This is a genomic window from Streptomyces sp. NPDC059989, from assembly GCF_042736975.1.
In the GTDB taxonomy this organism is placed as follows: Bacteria; Actinomycetota; Actinomycetes; order Streptomycetales; family Streptomycetaceae; genus Streptomyces.
This window is the reverse complement of the sequence record NZ_JBHWUO010000040.1, coordinates 16,411-40,299: the sequence shown is the minus strand read 5'-3', so window position 1 is coordinate 40,299 and position 23,889 is coordinate 16,411. Positions and strand designations below refer to the sequence as shown.

The window sequence follows — 23,889 nt, the reverse complement described above, 5'->3', positions numbered from 1 at the left end:
GTGGGTCCATACAAAACAGGTCCGCGCCCCCCACAGGTGGAGGGCGCGGACCTGGTTATTCGTCTATGACACCGACCCGCCATGCTCGCCTCGCGGCAAGTGGTCGCTCTAAGCGACGAAGGTTGGGCCCGGGGGCTTGGATCGAGTCGGTGCCGTACCCAGGCTAACAAAGGATCGCCCGATGTCATCCCCGTGCTCGAAGTCCGTTTCGAGCACCACGCTCCTGGCCGCGGACCATACGGCCCTATGCGACCCGGCCCGCCCCCGGCCGGCCCCCGGTCCGCTACGGCAGCAGCAGTTCCGGCACCCCGTCCGCGCCCGGCTTGTCCCGGTCCGCGGAGACCACCGTCAGCTGCTGCGTCGCGCGCGTCAGCGCCACGTACAGCACCCGCAGGCCCGCCGGGGACTCGTCCGCGATCTCCGCCGGGGAGACGACCACCGTGGCGTCGTACTCCAGGCCCTTGGCCTCCAGGCTGCCCAGCGCCACCGCCCGCCCGCCGAGGTCGGCGAGCCAGCCCGCCGCCTCCGCGCGCCGGTCCATGGCCACGACCACGCCCACCGTGCCGTCCACCTGGTCCAGCAGCCTGCGGGTCTCCTCCCGTACGGCCGTGCCCAGATCGCCCTTCGCGGCCGTGAAACGGGGCTCCAGGCCCGTGGAGCGCACCGCCGACGGCGGCTCCATGCCGGGCATCGCCAGGCGCAGCACCCGCGAGGCGACCTCGGCGACCTCCGCCGGGTTGCGGTAGTTCACCGTCAGCGTGAACCGCCGGCGCGGCCGGGACCCCAGGGCCTCGTCGCGGGCCGCGGCCGCCTCGTCCGGGTCGGTCCAGGAGGACTGCGCCGGGTCGCCGACCACCGTCCAGGTGCCCATCCGGCCCCGGCGGCCCACCATCCGCCACTGCATCGGCGTCAGGTCCTGGGCCTCGTCGACGATGACGTGCGCGTACTCGGTGCGCTCCGCCGCGAGCCGCTCGGCCCGCTCCCACTGGGTCTCCTCGCGGGTCGGCATCAGCTCCTCCAGCCCGCTGAGCTGGTCCAGGGGGTCCATCTCCCGCTTCCGCTTGGGCCGCGCGGGGGCGCCGAGCAGCTGCTGGAGCTCGTCCAGCAGCGCCACGTCGTGCACCGACAGGGGGCCCTTGCCGTCCGGGCCGACCCGGCGCAGCGAGCGGGCCAGCATGCGGGTCTCGCGCGGGTTCAGGTCCCGGCGCGACCAGCGGCCGAGCCTGCGCTCGTCGGCCATCGCGGCCAGCACCCCGCGCGGGGTCAGCTCGGGCCACCAGGCGTTCAGGAAGCCGATGAAGTCGTCCTCGGTGGAGATGTCCTCGTCGAAGGCGGAGCGCAGCTCGGCGGCCAGCTCCGGGTCGCTGTGCCGGCCGGCGCCGCCGGACTTCGCGTAGAGGGCGTCGAGCAGCAGCTTGCGGGCGCGCGGGCGCAGCAGGTTGACGGGCGCGGTGCCGCTGAGCACGTTCTGCCGGATCCGGTTCAGCTCGCCGGCCTCCAGCTCCTGGCGGCGGCCGAAGGCGACCACGCGCAGCCGGTCGGGGGCGTTGCCGAGCTCCAGGGCGCCCCGTACGGCCTTGCGCAGCACCTTGAGCATCCGCGAGGAGCCCTTGACGCGGGCCACGGGCGGATCGTCGTACGTGGTCGCCTCCGCGCCGTCGACCAGCGAGCCGAGCGCCCGGATGGCGACCTGGCCCTCCTCGCCGAGGGAGGGCAGCACGCCCTCGGTGTACGCGACGAGCAGCGGGGTCGGGGAGACGATCAGGATGCCGCCGGAGTAGCGGCGCCGGTCCTGGTAGAGCAGGTAGGCGGCGCGGTGCAGGGCGACGGCGGTCTTGCCGGTGCCGGGCCCGCCCGCGACCTCGGCGACCGAGGCTGCGGGGGCCCGGATCACCATGTCCTGCTCGGCCTGGATGGAGGAGACGATGTCGCGCATCGAGTGCGTGCGGGCCCGGCCGAGCGCGGCCATCAGGGCGCCGTCGCCGATGACGGGCAGCTCCGTGCCCTCCAGGAAGGCGGTGACCTCGGGGCGCATCAGGTCGTCCTCGACGCCGAGCACCTTGCGGCCCTTGGAGCGGATGACGCGGCGGCGCACCACGCGGCCGGGATCCTTCGGCGTGGAGCGGTAGAACGGCGCGGCGGCGGGCGCGCGCCAGTCGATGACCAGCGGCGAGTAGTCGGCGTCGAGCACGCCGATGCGCCCGATGTGCAGGGTCTCGGCGATGTCCGCCGTCAGATCGCCGCGGATCGCGTCGTCGGCGGGCTCGACGGAGGTGTAGGCGCCGTCCGCGCCGCGCTCCCCGTCCTTGCCCAGCACCAGGTCGACGCGGCCGAAGAGGAAGTCCTCGAACTCGTTGTTCAGCCGGTTCAGGTGGATGCCCGCCCGGAAGACCTGCGCGTCGCGCTCGGCGAGGGCGCCGGGCGTCCCGACCTGCCCGCGCTTGGCGGCGTCGTTCATCAGGAACTCGGCCTCGTGGATCTTCTCCTCAAGGCGTCGGTACACCTGGTCGAGATGCGTCTGCTCGACCGCGATCTCCCGATCTCGGACGGAATCCGCCGTGCTGTCGACAGCGGCATTCTGCGCGGCCACCAAGGCCCCCTTCTGACGTGCATGGGCGACCGTCAACCGTACGCGAATCGGCACCCTGTCCGCACGCCCGTTCCGGAACCGACCACGGACCGGATACGAACCGGCTCCGGAGCGGCTACACGGATCCCGCGGCCAGGGCCCTGCGGCGGTGCCGGGCGACGCGCTCGCGGTTGCCGCAGAGCTCGCTGGAGCACCAGCGGCGGCGGTGGCCGCGGGAAGTGTCCAGGTAGACGCGGGTGCAGCCGTCGCCCTCGCAGGCGCGCAGCAGGGCCCGCTCGCCGGGGTCGGTCAGCAGCTCGACGGCGTCCCGGGCGACGGCGGCGAGCAGCGCGCCGCACTCCACGCCGCCGCACAACTCCCGGACGAGGTGGCCTTCCTGGTCCCGTACGGCACACAGGCCCGGGGGTGGTCCGGCGGCCAGCGCGTTGACCCGGGCGAGGGCCGGCTCGTCGGGATCGGTCCCGTCCAGCTCCGCCCGTACGAGGACCTCCACGTCGGCGCGCAGCGCCCGGAAGGCCGCGACCCAGTCCGGGCCGACCCGGGCGAGCGGCGTCCGGTCGGGCACCAGCCCGGCCCCGGCGAGCCACAGCCGCAGCTCGTCGCCGTCCCGGATCCCCTCGTGGGGGGCGAATGTGGCCACCAGGTCCAGGCAGACCCGGCCGGAGTCGAACCGCATGCCCGTCACCGCCTCGCGTCGTGGGGCGCCTCCCCAGAGTGCCGCGCGCCGCTCCGCAGCGGAACCCCCCGAACCGGTCCCTCCGGGGGTCGCGGGTTGCCGCTCCGCTGCTGGGGCTCCGCCCCAGACCCCGCGCCTCAAACGCCGGCGAGGCTGGATTTGGCTGATGCCGCCCGCCAGGTGCGGCTGGATTGCCCGCAGGGCAATTTCAGCCCCGCCGGCGTTTGAGGCGCTGGGGGTCCCCCCGGACGGAGTCTGGGGGAGGGTCCGGGGGCGGAGCCCCCGGCAGCGGCGCCGCAGACGGGCTCGGGATCCGCGTCCCGACTAAGCCGGTGGGGGCGAGTCGTGGAGGAGGCGCTGGAACAGCCGGTGGTCCCGCCAGGCACCGTTGATGTGGAGGTACCGCGGCGCGACGCCGAACGGCTCGAAGCCCGCCTTCGCCAGCACCCGCTGCGACGCCAAGTTGTCCAGCAGGGTCCCCGCCTCCACCCGGTGCAGGCCCACCTCGTCGCGGGCGACCCGGCAGACCTCCAACACGGCCGCGGTGGCCAGCCCCTTGCCGTTCCAGGCCTGGTCGACCCAGTAGCCCACGCCCCCGCTGCACAGCGGCCCGAGCTCGATCGACCCGAGGTTGATCGCACCGACGATCGCACCGGTCGCCGTCTCGGCGAACACGTACGGGACCAGCCGGCCCCCGTCCCGGTCCGCAAGCAGTCCCTCGATGCGGGCCAACTGCCCCCGCTCCGTGTAGTAGGCGTCCGTCCGCACCGGCTCGGTGGGGGCCATGTACGCCCGGTTGCGTGCGAACGCCTCGGCCAGCCCCGCGGCATCGTCGAGCGCGACGCCCCTCATCTCCACCCCGTCAATGATCATCCCGGTACGCTAACGGCCCGCCCGCAGCGGCTCAACCCAGCGGAGCGCCCCCGTACTTGACCTCTCCGCCCGCGTCCAGCGACAACCGGTACCCCCGCTTGACCACCGTCTGGATCAGCTTCGGCGCCCCCAGCGCGGCCCTGAGCCGGGCCATCGCCGTCTCCACGGCGTGCTCGTCGCGCCCCGCCCCCGGCAGCGCCCGCAGCAGGTCCGCCCGCGAGACCACCCACCCCGGCCGCCGGGCCAGCGCCCGCAGCAGGGCCATCCCGGCCGGCGGCACCGGCCGCAGCTCGGCGTCGACCAGCACCGCGTGCCCCCGGATCTCCACCCGGTGCCCGCCCACCGGCAGCACCCGGGCCCGGCCCGGCAGCTCCTGGCAGAGCAGCTGGACCAGCGGGCCCAGCCGGAACCGCTCCGGCTGCACCGTGTCCACCCCGTGCCCCTGCAACGGCAGCGCGGTCACCGGCCCCACGCACGCCGACAGCACCCGGCCCCGCAAGGCCTCCAGTACGGCCCCGTGCACCCCCCGCTCCTCGGCCCGGGACAGCAGCGAGGCCGCCGCCGGGGCCGAGGTGAAGCTGACCGCGTCCACCCCGCCGCCGACCACCGCGTCCAGCAGCCGGTCCAGCGGACCGAGATCCTCCGGCGCCATCCACCGGTACACCGGGACCACCACCACCTCGGCCCCGCCGGCCCGCAGCGCCTCGACGAACCCGGGCAGGGGCTCCCCGTGCAGCTGGAGCGCGATCCGCCGTCCGGCCACCCCGGCCGACAGCAGCCGTTCCAGTACCTCGGCGAGGGATTCCGACTCCGGGGACCAGTCCTCCACCAGCCCGGCGGCCCGGATCGCGCCCTTCACCTTCGGGCCGCGCGCGAGCAGTTCGGTGGACCGCAGCCGCTCCAGCAGCTCCTCGCCGATCCCCCACCCGTCGGCGGCCTCGATCCAGCCGCGGAACCCGATGGCGGTGGTGGCGACCACCGCGTCCGGCGCGCAGGCGATCAGCTCCTTGGTGGCGGCGAGCAGCTCGCTGTCGTCGGCCAGCGGCACGATCCGCAGTGCGGGCGCGTGCAGTACGGCGGCCCCGCGGCGGCGCAGCAGGGCGATCAGCTCGTCGGCCCGGCGGGCGGCGGTGACCCCGACGGTGAAGCCCGCGAGCGGACCGGTGTCCGGTCCGGTGTTCCTGACCTCGTCCATGGTGACCTGCCTTGCCCAGTGGGTCGGTAGCGCATCGCGGGAGCGGAACCGAGCCTGCCAAGTCGGCGTGTCAGGCTCGGTTCCGCAGCATTTCGGCGCGGTAAAGCGCTGTTACACCGAGGTGAGCTGCGGCTTCGCGGCCGCCCCCGGCTCCGGAACGATCACGGTGGCGGGCCGGCGAAGGTATACCGCCCACGTCACGCCGCAGGCGACCGCGTAGAAGCCGAGGAAGGTCACGAAGGCGGACGTCCCCGACCCGGAGCTCAGGAAGGCCTCCCGGAAGACGAGGTTGATGCCGAGCCCGCCGAGCGCGCCCACCGCGCCGATCAGCCCCATGGCGGCGCCCGACAGCCGTCGCCCGTACGCGGCCGCGCCCTCGCCGCTCATGCCGCGGGCCAGTGCCTTCGCCTGGAAGATCCCGGGGATCATCTTGTACGTCGATCCGTTGCCGAGCCCGCTCAGGACGAACAGCGACACGAACCCGACGAGGAACACCGGCAGCGACTCCCGGACCGAGGCGAAGACGACGACCCCGGTCGCCGCGGCCATCGCCACGAAGGTGGCGAGCGTGATCCGCGCCCCGCCGAACCGGTCCGCGAGCCCCCCGCCCAGCGGCCTGATCAGCGAGCCGAGCAGCGGCCCGATGAAGGTCAGCGAGGCCGCCTGGAGCGGGGTGCGGCCGAACTGCGTCTGGAGCACCAGCCCGAAGGCGAAGCTGTAGCCGATGAAGGACCCGAAGGTGCCGATGTACAGGAACGCCATGATCCAGGTGTGCGGCTCGCGGACCGCCTCGCGCACCGCGCCGGTGTCGTTGCGCACGGGCGCCAGGTTGTCCATCCGCAGGGCGGCCAGCGCCGCGGCGACCACGATCAGCGGGATGTACGCCGCGAGCAGCAGCCGCGGGTGTCCGGCCCCGGCGGTCCCGATGACCAGCAGCGCGGCGAGCTGTACCACCGGCACGCCGATGTTGCCGCCGCCCGCGTTCAGCCCGAGCGCCCAGCCCTTCTTGCGGAGCGGGAAGAAGGCGTTGATGTTGGTCATCGAGGAGGCGAAGTTGCCGCCGCCGACACCGGTGAGGGCCGCCACCGCCAGGAAGGTGCCGTACGAGGTCCCGGGCTCCATGACCACCAGCGCGGCCACGGTCGGGGCGAGAAGCAGCAGGGCGCTGACGACGGTCCAGTTCCGGCCGCCGAAGCGGGCGACGGCGAAGGTGTAGGGCACCCGCACCACGGATCCGACCAGCGTGGCGGTCGCGATGAGGGAGAACTTCCCGGCCGGGTCGATCCCGTACTGCGGGCCCATGAAGAGGACCATCACGGACCACAGCGACCAGATGGAGAACCCGATGTGCTCGGAGAGCACGGAGTAGACGAGGTTGCGGCGGGCGGTCCGCTCCCCCGTCTCCTTCCAGAACGTCTCGTCCTCGGGATCCCACCGCTCGATCCAGCGGCCCCCCTTGCGCGGTGCGGTCGTACCGGTCATCGCTCGCCTCCACAGCTGTCGCGTCCGTGGTGACGACCGTAGGAACGGCGCGTTTCGGCCTCGGTCCCCGCCGGATGACCGGTGGGAAACCTTGCTCTCACCCACCGGCCGGGCCGCGTGTGAGCGCGGCGGGGCGCCAGCTTCCCGAGGGCACGTCCAGCCAGCCGCACGCGGCCGTGAGCCCGGCGGCGGCCTCGTGCAGCGCGTCCAGCCCGGGGTGGCCGAATCCTTTGCGCCACACCATCGACAGCGGGGACAGCGGCACGGGGTCGGTCAGCGGCCGCTTCACGCACCCGGGCATGTCGAGGAAGTCGACGGTGACCAGCACCGGATTGCCGGTCTTGGCCATGACCCGCCGGAACTCCTCCTTGCCGACCGCCACCGGCGCGGGCGGCGCGAGCGCGATCCCCCGCCCGGCGAACAGCTCGCGCGCCAGCCCGGTCCACTCCAGGGTCCGCGGATTCCCGTCCCCGGCGTACACGGTCTCCCCGGCGAGCGCGTCCAGCTCCACGGCCGCCCGCGCGCTCAGCGGATGCCCCTCGGGCAGCAGCACGGCCAGCGGCTCGTACCGTACGGGCCGGTGCGCGAGCTTGGCCCGCAGCGCCGGGTCGAGCCCCTGGACGTACCCGAAGGACACGTCCAGGCGCCCCGCGGCGATCTCGGCGGCGGCGTGGGTCAGCCCGCTCTCGAAGCGGGCCATCAGCTCCTGGCCCGGGGCGAGTTCGCGGGCGCGCTCCAGGACCCGGCGCCCGGTGCTCGGGCCGTCGGTGTTCAGGTCGACGAGCAGCGCCCGGGGGGCGGTGAAGGCGCCGGCCAGCTCCTCGTGCGCGGCCAGCACGCGGCGGGCGAGCGGCAGCAGCCGCTCCCCGTCGGCGGTGAGCTCGACGGCGCGGGTGGTCCGTGCGAACAGCGCGGCGCCCAGGGTCTGTTCGAGGCGGCGGATGTCCCGGCTCAGCGCCTGCTGGGCGAGGAACAGGCGGGCGGCGGCGCGGGTGAAGTGCAGTTCCTCGGCGGCGGCGACGAATCCGCGCAGCAGCCGGGGTTCCACGTCACGGGTTTTCACCTGCGGAGACTAACAACGCAGAGGCGTGAATGGGTCCTCAGCAGGTGTTGGACGGTGGCGGGGGGCGGGCCGGAGGCTTTTCCCATGCCCTCCACCGCCGCGGCCACCGCCCGTACGCCCCGCATGACCGTCACCGGCAGCACCCTCGTCATCACCGCCCCGGCCGCCCCCGCCCCCGCTCGTGCCGCGGGCCCGGGCCGGTCGCGCCGCGCCCAGGGGCCGTACCGCCGCCTGTTCGCCCTGCCCGGCACCCGCGCCTTCACCGCGGGGAACCTGCTCGCGCGGCTCCCCATGGGCATGTTCGCTGTCAGCGCGGTCATGATGATCGCCGGGCAGCGCGGCTCGTACGCCCTCGCGGGCGCGGTCACGGCGACCGGGATGGCCGCCACCGCGCTGGTCGCTCCGTGGACCGCCCGGCTGGTCGACCGCCACGGCCAGGCCAGGATCGCCGTCCCGGCCACCCTGATCGCGGTCCTCGGCTCCCTCTCCCTGATCGTGTGCGTCCGTACGCAGGCCCCCGCCTGGACCCTCTTCGCCTCGTACGCCGCGACCGCCACCACCCCCAACATCGGCGGCATGTCCCGCGCCCGCTGGACCCACCTGCTGCGCGGCGCCCCGGCCGCCCACCACACGGCGATGTCCTTCGAGCAGGCCGCCGACGAGCTGTGCTTCATGCTCGGCCCGGTGCTGGCCGCCTTCCTGTGCACCGCCGTCTTCCCCGAGGCGGGCACCCTCGCGGGCGCGGTCCTGTTCCTCGGCGGCATGCTGCTCTTCACCGCCCAGCGCGCCACCGAGCCGCCGGTGACGCGGGACGCGACGGCCCGGGGCGGCTCCCCCGTACGGGCCCTGGGGCCGCTGCTCGCCCTCTTCCTCGCCCTGGGCCTGGTGTTCGGCTCGATGGAGGTCACCTCGATCGCCTACCTCGACGCCCAGGGCCTGGGCGCCGCCTCCGGCCCGGTCCTCGCCCTCCAGGCGGCGGGCTCCTGCGCGGCCGGCCTGCTCTACGGCACCCTGCGGCCCCGCTCGCTGCGGGCCTGCGTGTGCGCGCTGGCCGCGCTCATGACCCTGCCGTGGGCCGCGGCGGCCACCGGCTCCGTCCCCGCCCTCGCCGCGGCCCTGCTGCTGGCCGGCATGGCCACGGCCCCGACGATGGTCACCGCGATGTCCCGGGTGCACGCCCGCACCCCCGAGGGGCGCCTCAACGAGGGCATGACCCTCGCGGTCACCGCCATCCTCGCGGGCATCGCGGCCGGTTCGGCCACGGCGGGCCTGGCGGTCGACCACATCGGCCCGGCCGCGGCCTACCTGCTGCCCGCGGCGGCCGCGCTGCTCGCCCTCGCGACCGCCGGGACGGGACGGGCCGCCCGGCCCGGCCGCGCATGACGAAGGCCCCGCAGCCGAGAGGCTGCGGGGCCCTTCTGGTACAAGATTTAGGTACCTATCTGGTACCGTAAATCGGTACCAGCCGTCTGGATGGGAGCGTAGACCATGTCCATAAGCGCCAGCGAGGCACGGGCGAGCCTCTTTCCGCTCATCGAGCGTGTCAACACCGACCACGCCCCCGTGCGCATCACCTCGCGCAACGGCGACGCCGTCCTCATGTCTGCCGACGACTACGACTCCTGGCAGGAAACCGTCTACCTGCTGCGCTCCCCCGCCAACGCCCAGCGCCTGATGGAGGCCGTGGCTCGCGACCGGGCAGGGTCGTCCACCGTCGCCAAAACGATGGACGAGCTACGGGACTTGGCCGGCGGCGAGGAGTGAGGAGCGTGCACTTCGACTCCGACGCGTGGGAGGACTTCCTCTTCTGGCTCGCCTCGGACCGGAAAATGGCCCGCAGAATCACCCGGCTGATCGGCGAGATCCAGCGTGACCCGTTCACCGGAATCGGCAAGCCCGAACCGCTGAAGGGCGAACTGTCGGGCTACTGGTCCCGCCGGATCGACGACGAGCACCGTCTCGTCTACCGGGCGGACGAGAAGGAAGTCAAGATCCTCAAGGCTCGCTACCACTACTGATCCGGCATGACGAAAGCCCCGCAGCCGAGAGGCTGCGGGGCCTTTGCCCACATGGGATGAGTGGAGATGGCGGGAATCGAACCCGCGTCCAACGGTGCAGAAGCAGGGCTTCTCCGAGCGCAGTCCGCTGCGCTTTTCTCGGCCCCGGAGATCACACGGACAAGTCTCCGACGGGCTCAGTCACTGTTTGATTTCCCTCCAACCCCCGTGACCGGGGCTAGAGGTTTAGATCCCTAATTGACGCCAGGATCCGGACCGGGACCACTTCCGGGCTGACGCTCCTCACAGAGGCTTCAGCTCACTGTTATTAGGCAGCGAGGGTGAAGCGGGAGTTATCGCTCTTGGAGTTGGCGATTATTTTTTGCGACATGTGGTTAGCGAGATCATTGCCGCTTCCTCGGCTCGCTTCCCCTGCATCGACATCCGCTGTCGAAACCGATCATCCCCATGTTTTTTTAACAAGGTGCTCCACCCCGTGGGGCGGTGCTGACGCCATGGTACGCGAAGTGGACCACGGGATGCCAGGAGATTACAGCTGACCGCGCTCCTTGCGCTTCACGGCCGAGATCACCCGGTTCGTCTCGCGCGTGTCCTGCTTCTCGCGCAGCGCCTGGCGCTTGTCGTACTCCTTCTTGCCCTTCGCCAGCGCGATCTCGACCTTCGCCCGGCCGTCCTTGAAGTACAGCGAGAGCGGCACGATCGTGTTGCCCGTCTCGCCGGTCTTCGAGTCCAGCTTGTCGATCTCCTCGCGGTGCAGCAGGAGCTTGCGCTTGCGGCGGGCGCTGTGGTTGGTCCAGGTGCCCTGGCTGTACTCCGGCACGTGCACGTTGTAGAGCCAGGCCTCCCCGCTCTCCACCGACACGAAGCCGTCCACCAGCGAGGCACGGCCCTGGCGCAGGGACTTGACCTCGGTACCCGTGAGCACGAGGCCGCACTCGTAGGTGTCGATGATCGTGTAGTCGTGCCGCGCCTTCTTGTTCTGGGCGATCAGCTTGCGCCCTTTTTCCTTAGCCATAGTGCGGTCATTTTCGCACTACGGACCCACCCCGAGGCCACCCAATACCTGAGCGGCCCGCTCCTCGACTCCCTCGCCCGCGGCCAGGTCGGGCGTGATGCCGCTGCCGTCCAGGCTGCGGCCGCCCGGGGTGCGGTAGGTGCCCACCGTCAGCTCGGCCACCGAGCCGTCCGGGAGCTCGGTCGGCATCTGCACCGAGCCCTTGCCGAAGGTCCGGCTGCCGACCGCCACCGCCCGGCCGCGGTCCTGGAGGGCGCCCGTCACCAGCTCGGCCGCGCTCATCGTGCCGCCGTCGACCAGGGCCACCAGCGGCCTGGCGGTGTCCCCGCCCGGCTCCGCGTAGAGGGCGCGCTGGTCGCCCCGTACGTCGTACGTCGCCACCAGCCCGCCGTCGAGGAAGGCGGAGGCGGCGGTCACCGCCTCGGCGACCAGCCCGCCCGGATTGCCGCGCAGGTCGAGCATGACCCCGGCGCCGGGCGGGGCCGCGCGGACGGCGGCCCTGACCCGCTCGCCCGAGCCGCGGGTGAAGGAGGCCACCTTGATGACGGTGATGCCGCCGGACAGCTGCCGTACGGTCACCGGCTCGGTGCGCAGCTGCTCGCGGCGGACCGTCTCGGTGAGGTCGGCGCCGTCGCGGCTCAGGTTCAGTACGACGGGGGTGCCGGCCTCGCCGCGCAGCAGGGAGATCACATCGGCGACGGCCAGGCCGGTGACGGCGTGCCCGTCGACGCTCAGCAGCCGATCCCCGGCGCGCAGGCCGGCCCGGGCGGCGGGGCCGGCGGGCTGCACCTTGTCGACCGTGATCCGGCCGTCGCCACCGCGTAAGGCCCAGAGCCCGACGCCGGTCCAGTGGCCGTCGAGGCCCTCGGTGAAGGCGGCGTACTCGCCCTGGTCGTAGACGGTGCCCCAGCGGTCGCCGCTGCGGCTGACCACCTCCTGGGCGGCCTTCTTGCCCGACTTCCCCTCCGCGACGGCCTCGGCGGCGGCGCGGGCCACGGCCTCCCGGTCGGCGGTGCCGGCCGCGCGGGGCGCTTCGGGCGCGGTGGCCCCCGTACGGCCGGACAGGGCGGCGGCCGCGGCGTCCTCGCGGTCCCAGCAGCCCATGGTCCCGGCGGTGCCCACGGCCGCGAGGAAGGCCAACGTCAAAACGGCCCCGCGACTCAGGTCGCGGGGCCGGTGACAGAAGGCGGGCAGAGCCGGCATGGCGCCGAGTCTAGGACAAGCCCCGCGCCGGTACGGATGGTTGGCCGGACCGCTCGCGGGGTGCTTGTCACACCTTCAGGTACTTGCGCAGGGCGAGGAAGGCGGCAACGGAGGGCATCAGGAGGCCGATGAAGAGGACGAACGGCAGCTTGCCGATGACCGAGCTCCAGCCCATGAAGTCGATGATCTGGATCTTGTCGCGCAGGCCGACGCCGTGGTCGATCACGAAGTACTGGCCGGAGACGAGCATGGCGCACGCGAAGAGCGCGCCGATGAGCCCGGCGACGGCGGCCTCCATGATGAAGGGGACCTGGATGTAGAAGCTGGAGGCACCCACCAGCCGCATGATCCCGGTTTCCCGCCTGCGGCTGAAGGCCGAGACGCGCACGGTGTTGACGATCAGCAGCAGCGCCACGATCAGCATGACCAGCATGATGCCGAGCGCCGCGTAGTTCAGGTAGTTCAGGATCTTGAAGAGCTCGTCGATGGTCTGGCGCTGGTCGTCGACGGTGTAGATGCCGTCACGGCCGGTGAAGGCCGAGGTGACGCTCTTGTACTTCTCCGGGTTCTTGAGCTTGACCCGGAAGGACTCCTGCATCTGGTCCGGGGTGATGGAGGAGGCCAGGGCGGTGTGGCCGTACTGCTCCTGGTAGTGCTTGTACGCCTCGTCCGCCGACTCGTAGGCGACGGACTCGACCAGGGACATCCCCTTGAGCTCGGTCTCGATCTGCTTCTTCTGCTCTTCGGTCACCGCGCCCTTGCCGCAGGCGGCGACGCCCGGGGCACCCGCCGCCGTACCGCCCGTCTTCGCGGCGGCGTCGTTGGCGTCCTGGGCGTCCTGCTTGTTGCAGAGGTAGATCGAGACGTTGGCCTTGTCGTACCAGTAGCCCTTCATGCTGCTCACTTGCTCGCGCATGAGCAGGGAGCCGCCGAACAGGGCCAGCGACAGGGCCACGGAGATGATGACCGCGAAGGTCATGGTGAGATTGCGACGGAGACCGACGCCGATCTCCGACATGACGAACTGGGCGCGCATTGCGTCTCAGGGACCTTTCAGTGCTGGTAGCCGTAGACGCCGCGCGACTGGTCGCGCACGAGACGGCCCTGTTCGAGTTCGATGACGCGCTTGCGCATCTGGTCCACGATCTGCTGGTCGTGCGTCGCCATGATGACGGTGGTGCCGGTCCGGTTGATCCGGTCCAGCAGCTTCATGATGCCGACGGAGGTCTGCGGGTCGAGGTTGCCGGTGGGCTCGTCCGCGATCAGCAGGGCGGGGCGGTTGACGAAGGCGCGGGCGATGGCCACGCGCTGCTGCTCGCCGCCGGAGAGCTCGCCGGGCATCCGGTCCTCCTTCCCGCCGAGGCCGACCAGTTCGAGGACCTGCGGGACGGCCTTGCGGATCTCGCCCCTGGGCTTGCCGATGACCTCCTGCGCGAAGGCGACGTTCTCGGCCACCGTCTTGTTGGGCAGGAGGCGGAAGTCCTGGAACACGGTCCCCAGCTGGCGCCGCATCTGCGGGACCTTCCAGTTGGAGAGCTTGGCGAGGTCCTTGCCGAGGACGTGGACCTGGCCGTGGCTCGCCCGCTCCTCGCGCAGGATGAGCCGCAGGAAGGTGGACTTGCCGGAGCCGGAGGAGCCGACCAGGAAGACGAACTCGCCCTTCGCGATGTCGAGGGAGACATCTCTGAGTGCGGGACGGTTCTGCTTCGGGTAGGACTTGGAGACGCTGTCGAATCGGATCACGGGTGCACCACGGTCGCCGGGAGTAGGTGTGCGTGACCATACGCGAACGGGCGCGGGGTGTGGACCCGGCATCCGGAGTTGCCCCATTTATCCCCTGGTCCCGGGCGGTCCGGGGTGTGATTGACCGGACGGGCCGCGCCGAACGCCGACGAAGCTGGCACAGTGGTAGGGGGAACGGTCTCGTTCCCCGCTGCGTTGTAGAGATGGGGACGAGAGGAGGAGCGCATGACATATGACCGGCTCGTGTGCGCGAACTGCGCCGCACCCGTAAACCAGGGCCGCTGCCCTGTGTGCCGGGCGAACCGGGAGCGCCTCCAGCAGGAGGGCCCCTTCTCCGGCCTGAACCCCGTGGCGCTCATCGCGCTCATGGTGATCCTCGTGGCAGCTCTGGTACTGGTGGCTCAGCAGACGGCTTAGCCGGCGCAGCCGCGTACCGCGTACCGATCACACGCATGGGAAGGGCCCGGACACCTCTGGTGTCCGGGCCCTTTCTCGCACGTAGGGGAGATTACGCGGTCTGCTCCTGCTGCTTGCGCCAGCGGATCCCGGCCTCCAGGAAGCCGTCGATCTCGCCGTCGAGCACCGCCTGCGGGTTGCCGACCTCGAACTCCGTCCGCAGGTCCTTGACCATCTGGTACGGGTGCAGGACGTAGGACCGCATCTGGTTGCCCCAGGAGCTGCCGCCGTCCTTGAGGGCGTCCATCTTGGCCTGCTCCTCCTGGCGGCGCCGCTCCAGCAGCTTGGCCTGGAGCACGTTCATCGCGCTGGCCTTGTTCTGGATCTGCGAGCGCTCGTTCTGGCAGGAGACCACGATGCCGGTCGGCAGGTGCGTGATGCGCACCGCCGAGTCGGTGGTGTTGACGCCCTGGCCGCCGGGGCCGGAGGCGCGGTACACGTCGATGCGCAGCTCGCCCTCGTCGATCTCGACGTGGTCGCTGGACTCGACGACCGGCAGCACCTCGACGCCCGCGAAGGAGGTCTGGCGGCGGCCCTGGTTGTCGAAGGGGGAGATGCGCACCAGGCGGTGCGTTCCCTGCTCGACGGAGAGGGTGCCGTAGGCGTACGGGGCCTTGACCACGAAGGTGGTCGACTTGATGCCGGCCTCTTCCGCGTACGAGGTCTCGTAGACCTCGGTCGGGTAGCCGTGGCGCTCGGCCCAGCGCAGGTACATGCGCTGGAGGCGCTCCGCGAAGTCGGAGGCGTCGACGCCGCCGGCCTCGGCGCGGATGTTGACCAGGGCCTCGCGCTCGGCGTACTCGCCGGACAGGAGGGTCCTGACCTCCATCTCGTCCAGCGCCTTGCGGACGGAGACCAGCTCGGTCTCGGCCTCGGCGAGGGTGTCCGCGTCGTCCATCTCCTGGGCGAGCTCGAACAGCACCGCGAGGTCGTCGATGCGCCCGCGCAGGGTCTCGGTCTTGCGGACCTCGGCCTGGAGGTGCGAAAGCTTGCTCGTGATCTTCTGAGCGGCGTCCGGGTCGTCCCACAGGGACGGCGCGGCGGCCTGCTCCTCGAGCACGGCGATATCTGCCCTCAGCTTGTCGAGGTCCAGGACGGCCTCGATCGACCCCATGGTCGAGGAGAGGGACTTCAGCTCTTCGGAAACATCGACGACTGCCACGGGTCCAGCGTAGCCGGTCCCCGGACAAGGCCGTCCGGGCAGGCCGATTCACCCGTACTGGCGGGCGGTCGCACGGGCGTACGCTCACGGTATGACCGTTCTCGCCGTCGTGCGCCTCGTGAAGCGCCGCCATGTGGACCACATGCGTGTCACGACGACGAGCTGTCAGCCGCCGGACCATCCCCAAGCCTGATCCACACCGATCCGACTTGGTCCTGTACGCGGCCCGAGCCGTCCCGGCGCCATCCCTGCCGGCGGCCCACCCCACCCGCGGCCCCCGCCACCTCTGGGGAACAGGACCCGTGACATCCCGAAACGGAGCCGTCATGCCGTCCGCGCACACCCTGCCCGTCCTTGACCTCTCGCAGGCCGACGACCCCGAGCTGCGGCCGGGCTTCCTGAAGCAGCTGCACGCAGCGGCCAGGGACACCGGTTTCCTGCACCTCACCGGGCACGGCGTCACCGCCGCCGAGAGCGCCCGCATCCTGGACCTGACCAGGGCTTTCTTCGCGCTCCCGGAGGCCGACCGGCTTGCCGTGAGCAATCTGAACTCCCCGCACTTCCGCGGCTACACCCGGATCGGCCACGAGCTGACCGGCGGGGCCTCGGACTGGCGGGACCAGCTGGACGTGGGCGCGGAGCGGCCCGCGCCGGCGGTGGGGCCGCACGACCCGCCGTACCTGTGGCTGGAGGGCCCGAACCAGTGGCCGGCCGCCCTCCCGGAGCTCCGTACGGTGGTCCTGGACTGGCAGTCGCGCCTGGCGGGCGTGGCCCACCGGCTGCTCCAGGAGCTGCTGGCCTCGATCGGGGCTCCCGCGGACTTCTTCGACGCGGCCTTCGCGGACCGCCCCCACCTGCACACGAAGCTGATCCGCTACCCGGGCTCCGCCCCGTCGGGCGCCGACCAGGGCGTGGGCGCGCACAAGGACTACGGCTTCCTGACGCTGCTCCTCCAGGACTCGGTGGGCGGCCTGCAGGTGGTCCGGGACGGCGGCTACCTGGACGTGCCTCCGCTTCCCGGGGCGTTCGTGGTGAACCTGGGCGAGCTGCTGGAGATCGCGACGGAGGGCTACCTGACGGCCACGGACCACCGGGTGGTCAGCCCGCCGGGCGCGGTGGAGCGGTACTCGGTGCCGTTCTTCTACAACCCGCGGCTCGACGCGGTCGTCGAAACGGTCCCGGGCGACTACCTCCGCTCGGCGCCGGGCATCGCACACGACGCGTCGAACCCCCTGCACGCGGAGTACGGGCGCAACGAGCTCAAGGGCTGGGTCCGCGCCCACCCGGCGGTGGCCCGCCGCTGGCACCCGGAGCTGGTCGGCGCGTAGCGGCCGGGGGCGCGGGGCCCGCCGGCTGCCCCTCGGCTCCGCCCGGGCGGGACTGGATGTGGCTGATGCCGCCCGCCAGGCGCGGCACCGCTGCCAGGGGCTCCGCCCCCGGACCCCCGCGCCTCAAACGCCGGCGAGGCTGGAGAGGTGCGGCGCCGCCTACGGGCTATGGCCTTGCCGGGACCGACTGTTTGCTGTCCTGCGGAGGGGGCGGGGAGTCGTCGCCGGAGACGGCGAACCACGTGCCCAGGCCGATCGCGGCCGCCAGGGCCACCGCCGATGCCGTCAGCACCAGCCTCCGCTTGCGGGCCGCCTCCGCCCGGTGCCGGGCGGAGCCCGGCCGGTGGCCGCCGGCCGGCCGCGGGACCCGGGCCGTGCCCAGCGCGCCGCCCGCCAGCTCGTCCGGCCCCGGCACCCTCATCGAGGTGTGGGTGTCCCGGTTGGAGTCCGTCGCCGAGCCCGGGACGAGCGGGACCACTCCCCGCCGCCGTACCGGATCGGCGGCGGCGGCCGGATCGTCCGAAGGACCCGGCTCCGGCTCCGCGTCGTCCGGCTCGTCCACGTCCAGCGGCGGCATCCCGGCCAACAGGGGGAGGAGGTCCCGCAGGCGGACCGAGAGTTCCGAGGCGCGCAGCCGCGAGGCCGGGGCCTTCGCCAGGCACTGCACGATCAGCTGCCACAGCTCGTCGGGGATCCCGGGCAGCGGGACGACCGTCTCCGTGACGTGCCGCCGCAGCACCGCACCCGGGTGTCCCCCGCCGAAGGGCGTGAACCCGGCCAGCAGCTCGTAGAGGACGGTGGCCAGGGCGTATATGTCGACCGCCGCCCGCGGGGGCAGCCCCTCGACGATCTCCGGAGCCAGGTAGTCCGGCGTGCCGATGATCCGGGTCGTCGGAGCGGTAGCCCGCCCCCCGGCCCCGGAGGCCCGCTTCGGGGTGTCGATGAGCTTGGCCACGCCGAAGTCGGTCAGCAGCGCCGGATGCGCCCCGCCCGGCCCGAGCGGCCCCTGCATGTCCAGCAGGACGTTCTCCGGCTTGACGTCCCGGTGGACCACCCCGGCCGCGTGCGCCGCCGCCAGCGCGTCGGCCACGTCCGCGACGATCGCCACGGCCGCCTCGGGGGCGAGCCGCCGCTCCCGGTCGAGGCGCGTGCGCAGGTCCGTACCGCGTACGAGGTCCATGACGAGGGCGAGGTCGTTCCCGTCGACGACGAGGTCGCGGACGGAGACCACGTGCGGGTGCTCCAGGCCGAGCAGCGCGCTGCGCTCCTGGACGAAGCGTCCGACCAGCTCCTGGTCGGACGCGAGGTCCTCGCGCAGCAGTTTGACGGCGACGGGCCCGTCAGGCCCCTCGCCCAGCCACACCGTGCCCGCGCTGCCCCGCCCCAGGATCTGGTGCGCGGTGTACCGGCTGCCGATCTTCCGTGCCACGACTGCTCCCTCAGCGGCTGGCCCAACGCACCCAAAGCTACGCGGCCGGGTGGGGGTTGGAGGCCAGCAGGGGGCCGGATTCGCGGCGACCTTCACTTCTGCGGGCGAAAACCTGCCCCAGAAGTCGACAAATCCACGAACTCGGCGCTACAGGGGTCCGGTCAGGGCGTGTTGGACCCCGCGGCGTCCCCGATGGCGCTCACCCAGTCGACGGCGTCGGAGCCCCAGGTCCACACCTGGTCCCACCATCCCTTGCCGGTGCCGACCCACTCCTGGAGCGGGGTCAGCTCCCAGACCAGCCAGCCCGCCACGAAGAACAGCAGGATCATGACCAGGCAGCCCTTGAGGCAGCCGAGGCCGGGGATCCGCACCGGGTTGGCGCTGCGGCGGCGCGGCTCACGCGGGGCCTGCTGCCGGGGCGGCGGGGCCTGCGGGGGCTGCTGCCGGGGCGCCTGGGGCTGCTGGTAGGGCTGGGGCTGGTGCTGCTGCGGCTGGTAGTGCTGGGGCGGCGGCGGGGGCGCGTACTGCTGCTGTTGCGGCGGCGGCTGCTGCTGCCGGTACTGCGGCTGCTGCTGCGGAGGCTGCTGGTACTGCCCCTGCCCCTGCCCCTGCTGGTACGGCTGCTGCGGAGGCCCCTGCCGGTACTGCTGCGGCGGCGGCTGCTGCGGCTGGTACTGCGGCGGCGGGGGCGCCTGGCGCTGCGGGCGGCGGCGCAGCGGGTCCTCGCTCGGGTCGAGGTACTGCATCTGCGTCTGCTCGTTGCGGTCGCGGGCGGCCCGCATCTGCGACTGCCACGGGTGCGGCTGGTCCGGGCGCTCCACCGGGGGCATGACCGAGGTCGGATCGGCCCCCGCGGGTCCGGTGCTCGGCAGCACGGAGGTGGCGTCGGCCGCGCCGACCGGCGGCATGACGCTGGTCATGGCGTTCGGGTCGTAGGCACCCATGGGCGAGCCGCCCCCGGGCAGGACCTGGGTGGCGTCCGCGGCCCCCGGCGTGACGGGGACGGGCGCGGGCGAGGGGTCGGGCGCGAGCAGCGCGCCGACGCCGAGCGCGGCCTCCACCTCGGCGGGGGCGCTGTGCACGCCGATGCCGGAGGCGACCACGCGCAGGCCGCGGGCCAGGCTCTCGGCGCTGGGGCGCTCGTTCGGCTCCTTGCGCAGGCACCGCTCGATGACGGTCCACAGCGCCTCGGGCACGGTCGAGGGCCGCTGCGGCTCCTCGCTGAGGTGCCGGTGCAGCACTTCGAGCGCGCTGCCGCCGCCGAACGGCGGGCGGCCGGTGAGGAGCTCGTAGAGCAGGATGCCGGCGCCGTAGATGTCGACGGCGGAGGTCTGCGGGCGACCCTCGGCGGACTCGGGGGCGACGTAGGCCGGGGTGCCGACGAACTCGTGGGTGCGGGTCAGGCCCGGGGAGTCCGCGAGGCGGGCGATGCCGAAGTCGGTGAGCATCGGCTTCATCTGGCCGGCGCGCTCGTCGAGCAGCACGTTGGCGGGCTTCAGGTCGCGGTGGACCACGCCGTCGGCGTGGCTGGCGGCGAGCGCGTCCGCGATCTGGGCGGTGAGCAGGGCCGCCGCGACCGGCGTGAAGGGGCCGTTCTCGCGGAGGTACTTGTGCAGGTCCGGGCCGTCGATCAGGTCCATGACCAGGGCCAGCAGATCGCCCTCGACGACGAGGTCGCGCGTGCGCACGATGTTGGGGTGCGTCAGGCGCAGCAGGACCGAGCGCTCGCGCAGGAAGCGCATGACGATGTCCGCGTCCTGGGCCAGCTCCTCCTTGAGGACCTTGATGGCCACGGTCTCGCCGGGCTGCCCGGCGACGGCCGCCTCGGCGCCGGCGGTCTCCCTCTGGCGGGCACGCCAGACGGTGCCCGTGGCGCCGCGCCCGAGCGGCTCCTCGAGCAGATATTTGCTGCCGACTGGCCGCACGTCTCGCGCTCCCCTGCTGTCGTCTGTCGTGGTCGATCCGCTGATGGGTTTTCCGGCCCACTCTAGGGGGTGTCCCTGTGGAAGACGCCGGGTGCCGAAGGTTGGTTGCCGCACATATGTACGAAGGGTGATGTTTGCGGGGTATGCCGGAGGCGATTTTCCTCCTCTTTCCTCGCCTCCGTACCGACCCGCGACCGATCAAGATCACTTGTCGGCGGGTGCCGGGCGTGTTGTCGGCGACAGGTGCGAGGATGCACCCGTACGGAACGGCACGGGACGGGAGCCCCGCCTTCCGGCAGACCTGACCGGACGACGCGTCCGTGCCGGGTGGGGGGTGTGAGCGGGCAGCCATGTCCGGGACTTCCCCCTGCCGGGCGCATACACCGCGCACCGCGCAGAAGGGACCGCTGACGGCGATGCAGATCCGGCTGACCGTCCTTGGGTCGCGCAGCGGCCACCAGACCGCGACCGCACCCGTGAGCTGTGACGTACTCGTCACCGCTCCCGCCGGGACCGCGCTGGCCGCGGTGGCCTCCGGGCTCGCGGCGACCGTCGGCGGGCCCGATACGGGGGGCACGGTCGTGCTCTACGCCGGCGCCGAGCGGCTCGACCTCCAGCGGCGGCTGCTGGGCGAGCCGCCGCTCGTGGACGGGGCGGTGCTGGCGCTGCACGGGCCGGTGCCGGAGGTCCTGCCGGAGGAGAGCCTCGGCGCGCCCCAGCTGCACGTGGTCTCCGGACCCGACGCGGGCGGGGTGCACCTGCTGCACAGCGGGCAGATCCGGGTCGGCCGGTCCGCCGACGCCGATGTCCCGCTGGACGACCCCGACGTGTCACGGCTGCACTGCGCGGTGACGGTGCTGGGGGACGGCCGGGTGGCGGTGGCCGACCTGGACTCGACGAACGGCACCACGCTGGACGGCGCCCCGGTGGGCCCCCAGCCGGTCGCCCTGCCGCCGGGGGCGCTGCTGCGGGTGGGCGAGTCCACGCTTCGGCTGGCGCCGGCGGGGACAGGGGCCGCTGCGCTGGCGGTCACCTCTGACCTGGAGGGCCACCTCTCCCTCCGCGACCACCCTTCCGCCTCCGACGGGGGCTCCGGCCCTGCCCCCGGCGCGGGTCCGCACGGCGCGGGCTCCGGCTCGACGGCGGGCGGCGGGGGCGGCTCCGCTGAACGGCAGGCTGCTTTCCCCCACCCCGCCCCTTCCCGCGGTACGGAAATGCGGCTCCGCCGCGTGGGGGGCTCCGCCCCCGACCCCGACCACGCGGGGCTCCGCCCCGCACACCCCGGCGCCTCCGGCGCGGAGTGGCCCGCCGCGGGACAGGACGACCGCCCGGCCTCCGGCGCGGGATGGGACGCCGGGTCCGACCCGGCACAGGGCGCCTCCGGCGCCGGGTGGCACGGCGCGGACGCGGCCGGGCCGCGCCCCGCGCACCCTGGCGGAGCCGATGCACCGCGCGGGGGCGCACCCGGCGCCGCCGCGCCGGACCCCTACGGCACGGCCGGGGCCGCAGGCCCCGGTGCGGGACGGGTTCCCGGGGCCGGCGCCGACCGGGACGGCGGGGCCGGGGCTGCGGCCGTTGGGCGGCGGAAGGGGCTGGGGGCCTGGGCCCGCAAGTGGGTGCGCGGGGAGGAGGTCGCGGAGGTGGTGGCCGAGCCCGTCGTCGCCGTCGCGGCCGCGCCCGATCCCGACGATCCCGCCGCGCTGCTGCTGGCCGCGCTGGGGCCCACCGGGCGGCTGTGGTCCCGTACCCCCGGGCACCCCGCCGTGCTGGAGGTCGGGCTCGGCGCCGGGAGCCGGGTCTCGCTGCGCGCCGTCGGCGCCCTCGGCATCGCCGGGCCGCGGGCCCGCCTCGCCGGGGTGGCCCGCTGGGCGGTCGCCCAACTGGCCGGGCTGCACGCCCCGGGGCAGCTGGAGATCGTGCTCGTCTCCACCGACCGGGCCCGGGGCCTCGCCGAGCGTCGCCGCGACTGGGCCTGGCTCGGCTGGCTGCCCCACGTACGCCCCGCGCACGGCCAGGACTGCCGGCTGCTGCTCGCGTACGACCGCGACCAGGCCGTCGCCCGTACGGGTGAGCTGACCCGGCGCCTCGACGACAGCCCGCTCGGTTCGAACTGGGCCGCCGCCGATCCCGAGCGGGTGCGGCAGGCCGCCGACGCCTACGAAGGCCCGTACACCCTCGTCGTCCTCGACGGCGACCCCGGCGCCGGCGCGCTGCGCGACATCACCGGGCGGCTCGCCTCCCACGGCCCGGCCGCCGGGATCCACGTGCTGGCGCTCGCCGAGGCCCCGCCCGCCACGCCCGCCTCCCCCGTGGCCGAGACGTACGAGGCCGCCTGCACGAGCGCCCCCGCCTTCCGGGACTGCGCCTCCGTCGCCCTGCTGAGCGGGGACGTGGCCACGGCCGTACGGACTTTCGCGGTCGGCGGCGGCGGACCCGCCCCGGTCGGCGACACCGCCACCGCCGACGCCGTCTCCGCGGCCTGGGCCGAGCGGTTCGCCCGGGCGCTGGCGCCCCTGCGCGCCGACGGCGGCCCCGCCGAGCCCTACCGGCCGGCCGCCGCCACCCTGCCCTCCACCGCCCGGCTGCTGGACGAGCTCGGGCTGGCCAGGGCCACCCCGGCCTCCCTGATGGCCCGTTGGGCGGCCGCCACCGACCACGGGCAGGGCGTGGGCGGCCTGGCCGAGATCGTGCTCGGCAGCGGGCGGCGCGGCGCGGTCGGCGCCGAACTGGTCCACGACGGCCCGCACCTGCTCATCGAGGGCCCCGCCGGCAGCGGCCGCACCGAGCTGCTGCGCTCGGTCGCCGCGTCGCTGTCCGCGGCCGCCCGGCCCGACCGGCTCGGGCTGGTCCTCCTCGACGGGGCCGGCGGCGAGCGCGGCGACGGGCTGCTGCCCTGCACCGAGCTCCCGCACGTCTCCGCCCACCTGGTGGCCTCCGATCCGCTGCGCATGCGGGAGTTCGCCCAGGCGCTGGGCGCGGAGCTCAAGCGCCGCCACGAACTGCTCGCCGGTGTGTCGTTCTCCGACTGGCACGCCGGGCGCGAGCTGTCCGACCGGATGGTCTCGCCCCGCCAGCCCTCACCCGGCGAACTCCTCGGCGACCTCGACCCCCAGCGCTCCGGCACGCTGCGGCTGCGCTCGTCCGTCGCCCGGACCGATCCGGCCGGGGCGAGTCCGCTGCCCCGGCTGGTGGTGCTGGTCGACGACTTCGACGCGCTGGTCGCCCCCGGGCTCGGCAGTACGGGCCGGCCCGCCGCCGGCTCGGTGGTCCGGGTCCTGGAGGCGGTGGCCCACGAGGGCGCCCGGCTCGGCGTGCACCTGGTGGCCACGAGCGCCCGCCCGGACCGGACGGCCGACACCGGGCTGGCCCGGCTGACGACGCTGCGCGTGGAGCTCGACGCCCCCGACCAGCCGGGCCCGGGCCGCGGCCTGCTCCGGTACGCGGACGGGCGGACGGTGCCGTTCCAGGCCGGCCGGGTCACCGGCCGGATCCCGCGGACGGCGACCCTGAGGCCGACTGTGGTCCCGGTGGAGTGGGAGCGGATGGGCGATCCGCCGGCCCGCCGCCCGGTGCGTGAGCTGGGCAACGGGCCGACCGACCTCGCGCTGCTGGCCAGCGCCCTGGACCGGGCCTCGCACCTGGTCTCGGCGATACCCGTGCTGTTCCCGCCCGCGCCGTGACCTCGTCCGCGCCCCCGCGAGGCGGTATTGCGGGGGCGCGCGGGTCGGCGT

At 73.6% G+C, this 23,889-nt stretch carries 19 protein-coding genes and 1 other RNA gene; 6 read left to right on the top strand and 14 right to left on the bottom strand.

Translation table 11 applies throughout. From position 1 onward, the window contains the following. Positions 1-283: 283 nt before the first annotated feature. The 6 genes from ACFWBN_RS29045 to ACFWBN_RS29020 form a co-directional block, all read right to left on the bottom strand. Positions 284-2,590, bottom strand: a complete 2,307-nt coding sequence (locus ACFWBN_RS29045) for a HelD family protein (protein WP_385181080.1) — start codon at positions 2,588-2,590, stop codon at positions 284-286. Positions 2,591-2,705: 115 nt separating this feature from the next. Continuing rightward, on the bottom strand, positions 2,706-3,266 hold the full coding sequence (locus ACFWBN_RS29040) for a CGNR zinc finger domain-containing protein (RefSeq protein WP_385181077.1): 561 nt from the start codon (positions 3,264-3,266) through the stop codon (positions 2,706-2,708). A 324-nt stretch (positions 3,267-3,590) separates the two neighbouring features. Further along, a complete protein-coding gene (locus tag ACFWBN_RS29035) occupies positions 3,591-4,139 on the bottom strand; it encodes a GNAT family N-acetyltransferase (RefSeq protein WP_385181073.1) in 549 nt (182 codons plus the stop codon). 31 nt (positions 4,140-4,170) lie between these two features. Further along, positions 4,171-5,334 (bottom strand): uroporphyrinogen-III synthase, encoded by a 1,164-nt coding sequence (locus ACFWBN_RS29030; RefSeq protein ID WP_385181070.1) that lies wholly within the window; start codon positions 5,332-5,334, stop codon positions 4,171-4,173. Between the two features lie 111 nt (positions 5,335-5,445). Continuing rightward, complete coding sequence (locus tag ACFWBN_RS29025; RefSeq protein ID WP_385181067.1) at positions 5,446-6,816, bottom strand: MFS transporter; 1,371 nt, start codon at positions 6,814-6,816, stop codon at positions 5,446-5,448. Positions 6,817-6,913: 97 nt separating this feature from the next. Continuing rightward, positions 6,914-7,879 (bottom strand): LysR family transcriptional regulator, encoded by a 966-nt coding sequence (locus ACFWBN_RS29020; protein WP_385181064.1) that lies wholly within the window; start codon positions 7,877-7,879, stop codon positions 6,914-6,916. A gap of 84 nt (positions 7,880-7,963) precedes the next feature. Between ACFWBN_RS29020 and ACFWBN_RS29015 the strand changes: the two genes are divergently transcribed. The 3 genes from ACFWBN_RS29015 to ACFWBN_RS29005 all read left to right on the top strand — a co-directional run bounded on the left by ACFWBN_RS29015 (position 7,964) and on the right by ACFWBN_RS29005 (position 9,897). After that, entirely contained in the window at positions 7,964-9,262 is a 1,299-nt protein-coding gene (locus ACFWBN_RS29015) for an MFS transporter (protein WP_385181062.1), read from the top strand. A 105-nt stretch (positions 9,263-9,367) separates the two neighbouring features. Further along, positions 9,368-9,643, top strand: a complete 276-nt coding sequence (locus ACFWBN_RS29010) for a type II toxin-antitoxin system Phd/YefM family antitoxin (RefSeq protein WP_385181059.1) — start codon at positions 9,368-9,370, stop codon at positions 9,641-9,643. After that, a complete protein-coding gene (locus ACFWBN_RS29005; protein ID WP_319198016.1) occupies positions 9,640-9,897 on the top strand; it encodes a Txe/YoeB family addiction module toxin in 258 nt (85 codons plus the stop codon). The genes ACFWBN_RS29010 and ACFWBN_RS29005 overlap by 4 nt, the downstream gene beginning before the upstream one ends. Positions 9,898-9,955: 58 nt before the next feature. Here the strand turns inward: ACFWBN_RS29005 and ssrA are convergent. The 5 genes from ssrA to ftsE all read right to left on the bottom strand — a co-directional run bounded on the left by ssrA (position 9,956) and on the right by ftsE (position 13,858). Then, positions 9,956-10,344, bottom strand: a transfer-messenger RNA (tmRNA) gene (gene ssrA / locus ACFWBN_RS29000). Positions 10,345-10,426: 82 nt separating this feature from the next. Beyond that, entirely contained in the window at positions 10,427-10,912 is a 486-nt protein-coding gene (gene smpB / locus ACFWBN_RS28995; protein ID WP_030161337.1) for an SsrA-binding protein SmpB, read from the bottom strand. A gap of 18 nt (positions 10,913-10,930) precedes the next feature. Further along, positions 10,931-12,115, bottom strand: coding sequence for a S41 family peptidase (locus ACFWBN_RS28990; protein ID WP_385181055.1), 1,185 nt, complete (start codon positions 12,113-12,115; stop codon positions 10,931-10,933). Between the two features lie 67 nt (positions 12,116-12,182). After that, entirely contained in the window at positions 12,183-13,151 is a 969-nt protein-coding gene (ftsX, locus tag ACFWBN_RS28985) for a permease-like cell division protein FtsX (RefSeq protein WP_385181052.1), read from the bottom strand. Positions 13,152-13,168: 17 nt separating this feature from the next. After that, complete coding sequence (ftsE, locus tag ACFWBN_RS28980; protein WP_069923855.1) at positions 13,169-13,858, bottom strand: cell division ATP-binding protein FtsE; 690 nt, start codon at positions 13,856-13,858, stop codon at positions 13,169-13,171. A 225-nt stretch (positions 13,859-14,083) separates the two neighbouring features. Here ftsE and ACFWBN_RS28975 point away from each other — a divergent pair, with 225 nt between their 5' ends. After that, positions 14,084-14,275, top strand: a complete 192-nt coding sequence (locus ACFWBN_RS28975; RefSeq protein WP_385181048.1) for a hypothetical protein — start codon at positions 14,084-14,086, stop codon at positions 14,273-14,275. 91 nt (positions 14,276-14,366) lie between these two features. Here ACFWBN_RS28975 and prfB read toward each other — a convergent pair whose 3' ends face one another. After that, positions 14,367-15,476 carry a peptide chain release factor 2 gene (gene prfB / locus ACFWBN_RS28970; protein ID WP_385181045.1) on the bottom strand — a complete coding sequence of 370 codons (1,110 nt, stop codon included), beginning with the start codon at positions 15,474-15,476 and terminating at the stop codon, positions 14,367-14,369. 326 nt (positions 15,477-15,802) lie between these two features. Between prfB and ACFWBN_RS28965 the strand changes: the two genes are divergently transcribed. Next, the gene (locus tag ACFWBN_RS28965; RefSeq protein ID WP_385181042.1) at positions 15,803-16,804 is read left to right on the top strand and encodes an isopenicillin N synthase family dioxygenase; all 1,002 of its coding nucleotides are present in this window, start codon (positions 15,803-15,805) and stop codon (positions 16,802-16,804) included. A gap of 166 nt (positions 16,805-16,970) precedes the next feature. On the opposite strand, the gene ACFWBN_RS28960 is transcribed toward ACFWBN_RS28965, so the two are convergent. Further along, positions 16,971-18,233: a serine/threonine-protein kinase gene (locus ACFWBN_RS28960; RefSeq protein ID WP_385181040.1), complete on the bottom strand. Its 1,263-nt coding sequence runs from the start codon at positions 18,231-18,233 to the stop codon at positions 16,971-16,973. A gap of 161 nt (positions 18,234-18,394) precedes the next feature. Beyond that, positions 18,395-20,158, bottom strand: a complete 1,764-nt coding sequence (locus ACFWBN_RS28955; protein ID WP_385181038.1) for a protein kinase — start codon at positions 20,156-20,158, stop codon at positions 18,395-18,397. 416 nt (positions 20,159-20,574) lie between these two features. Between ACFWBN_RS28955 and ACFWBN_RS28950 the strand changes: the two genes are divergently transcribed. Beyond that, positions 20,575-23,838 (top strand): FHA domain-containing protein, encoded by a 3,264-nt coding sequence (locus ACFWBN_RS28950; protein WP_385181133.1) that lies wholly within the window; start codon positions 20,575-20,577, stop codon positions 23,836-23,838. Positions 23,839-23,889: the final 51 nt, after the last annotated feature.

What these genes read in the sequence shown, in the direction of transcription:
- ACFWBN_RS29040 (WP_385181077.1), bottom strand. Translation starts at nt 3,266, where the DNA reads ATGCGGTTCGACTCCGGCCGGGTCTGCCTGGACCTGGTGGCCACATTC.
- ACFWBN_RS29035 (WP_385181073.1), bottom strand. Translation starts at nt 4,139, where the DNA reads ATGATCATTGACGGGGTGGAGATGAGGGGCGTCGCGCTCGACGATGCC.
- ACFWBN_RS29030 (WP_385181070.1), bottom strand. Translation starts at nt 5,334, where the DNA reads ATGGACGAGGTCAGGAACACCGGACCGGACACCGGTCCGCTCGCGGGC.
- ACFWBN_RS29025 (WP_385181067.1), bottom strand. Translation starts at nt 6,816, where the DNA reads ATGACCGGTACGACCGCACCGCGCAAGGGGGGCCGCTGGATCGAGCGG.
- ACFWBN_RS29015 (WP_385181062.1), top strand. Translation starts at nt 7,964, where the DNA reads ATGCCCTCCACCGCCGCGGCCACCGCCCGTACGCCCCGCATGACCGTC.
- ACFWBN_RS29010 (WP_385181059.1), top strand. Translation starts at nt 9,368, where the DNA reads ATGTCCATAAGCGCCAGCGAGGCACGGGCGAGCCTCTTTCCGCTCATC.
- smpB (WP_030161337.1), bottom strand. Translation starts at nt 10,912, where the DNA reads ATGGCTAAGGAAAAAGGGCGCAAGCTGATCGCCCAGAACAAGAAGGCG.
- ACFWBN_RS28990 (WP_385181055.1), bottom strand. Translation starts at nt 12,115, where the DNA reads ATGCCGGCTCTGCCCGCCTTCTGTCACCGGCCCCGCGACCTGAGTCGC.
- ftsX (WP_385181052.1), bottom strand. Translation starts at nt 13,151, where the DNA reads ATGCGCGCCCAGTTCGTCATGTCGGAGATCGGCGTCGGTCTCCGTCGC.
- ACFWBN_RS28975 (WP_385181048.1), top strand. Translation starts at nt 14,084, where the DNA reads ATGACATATGACCGGCTCGTGTGCGCGAACTGCGCCGCACCCGTAAAC.
- ACFWBN_RS28965 (WP_385181042.1), top strand. Translation starts at nt 15,803, where the DNA reads ATGCCGTCCGCGCACACCCTGCCCGTCCTTGACCTCTCGCAGGCCGAC.
- ACFWBN_RS28950 (WP_385181133.1), top strand. Translation starts at nt 20,575, where the DNA reads ATGCAGATCCGGCTGACCGTCCTTGGGTCGCGCAGCGGCCACCAGACC.